Source organism: Oligella sp. HMSC09E12 (genome assembly GCF_001808505.1).
Taxonomy (GTDB): Bacteria; Pseudomonadota; Gammaproteobacteria; order Burkholderiales; family Burkholderiaceae_B; genus Oligella; species Oligella urethralis.
In genome coordinates, this window is the sequence record NZ_KV793614.1 from 1 (window position 1) to 1,907 (window position 1,907).

The 1,907-nt window shown below is 50.1% G+C and carries 2 protein-coding genes; both read left to right on the plus strand.

Annotated elements, in window-relative coordinates:
* A partial coding sequence (gene tnpB, locus HMPREF3179_RS10135) for an IS66 family insertion sequence element accessory protein TnpB (protein WP_070471048.1) occupies positions 1-258 on the plus strand: 258 nt, incomplete at its 5' end.
* An 86-nt stretch (positions 259-344) separates the two neighbouring features.
* A partial coding sequence (locus tag HMPREF3179_RS10140; protein WP_070471050.1) for an IS66 family transposase occupies positions 345-1,907 on the plus strand: 1,563 nt, incomplete at its 3' end.

Genomic DNA, 1,907 nt, shown 5'->3' on the forward strand with positions numbered 1-1,907 from the left:
ACTAAGGCAATTCAGTGCTTTGGTCAGGTAGCACCTCACGAAGCCTATGTGTTTATGAATCGCACGCACACGCTTCTTAAATTACTCATGCACGATGCGCTGGGGTCGTGGCTATGTGTTCGTCGACTACATGAAGGACGCTTTCACGGTGCAGGCTCACGGATGAATCCGGCACTGTCGGCAGAACAACTGCAGGCCTTAGCCTTGGGGCTGCCTTGGCATCGTTTAGGTGAAGCCGGTATCTATCGTTATTGTTAGTTTGATCGTGAACTAAATGGGGCGATCTTGTCAATTAGGTATTCTCGGGATCGCTTATTTTATCGGCATAAGGCATACTACGTCTTATGCCGAATTCTTTTGCTTTTCTTTCCTCTGATTTATCCCAGTTAACTGCTGAGCAGTTGCGCGAACTCGTGCTGCAACAACAAGCCTTAATTGCTCAACAAGACGCATTAATTGTAAAAAAAGCAGCACAGGTGGAAGAAAAGGATCTGGCCTATCGTCGTGTTCTGAGCGCTTACGAACAAGTGAAGATGGAGTTGGCGATCTTAAGACGCATCAACTTTGCTAAACGTAGTGAACAGCTCCCTGACCTACAAGCGAAACTTTTTGAAGATGACGCCCATGAGGATCTGGCTGAGCTAGAAACGATGTTAGACAACATCGGTCAGCAATTAACGTCCATGAGTGGTCAAGAGCACACACCTCGCACACCGGCTCGTATGCGTTTGCCGGCGGAATTGCCCTCGGTGGATATTCATTATACGTTGGAAAGCACGACCTGTGGTTGTGGTGCTGAGATGCGTCATCTTGGGGATGATGTGAGTCAGAAACTGGACTATGTGCCCGGTACTTTTAGCGTGGAGAATCACATTCGTCCGAAATACGTGTGTGATTGTTGCAAGACCCTCAATCAAGCGCCGGTACCTCCTCACATCATTGATAAGGGGTTGGCAACGACCGGACTGCTGGCGACAGTACTCATCATGAAGTATGCTGACCATCTGCCGTTGCACCGTCAAGAAGCCATCTTTGAGCGCAGCGGTGTACGCATTGCCCGTTCTACGCTGGCGGATTGGGTAGGCACCTGTGGCGCACAGTTACAACCGCTCGTTGATGCTTTACGCCAAGAGGTGCTCTCGCATTCAGTATTGCATGCCGATGAGACACCCATCACTTACATGCACCATAAAAAGGGCAAAACGCAACGTGGTTATTTCTGGGTCTATGCCCCGGGTGCTTATGAGCAGATGAAAGCGGTGATTTATGACTTTAAGCCAGGTCGCTCAGGCGCTCATGTCCGCGAATTCCTAGGCGATTGGCGCGGTAGTCTGATGTGTGATGATTACGCCGGTTATAAAGCCCTCTTTGCCGATGAGCAAGTGATTGAGGGAGGATGTTGGGCGCATGCGCGTCGCAAATTCCACGATATTTACCAAGCCAACGGCAGCTCAGTGGCTGAACAGGCCTTACAACAAATCCAACGACTTTATCACTACGAGGCCGAGGCCAGGAACTTAAGTCCACCGGAGCGATTAGCCCATCGACAACGCCACATGGAGCCGGCACTTAAGCAATTAGAAAGGTGGTTGCGCAGTCAGTTTGAGCTGGTGCCGCCGAACTCGGCGATCGCCAAAGCCATTCGTTACAGCCTGAACAATTGGCTTGCCTTGACGCGCCTCTTGGAAGACGCTCAACTGCCGATGGATAATAATGCGGTAGAGAATTTGATTCGTCCACTCGCGATTGGTCGCAAGAATTGGCTCTTTGTAGGTTCAGAGAAAGCGGGTCGACGTGCGGCTGCTGTGATGTCGTTAATTCAATCGGCTAAGCTCAATGGCCATGATCCTTATGCTTACCTTAAGGATGTGTTGGAACGATTGCCGACACAGAAAGCGAAGGACATT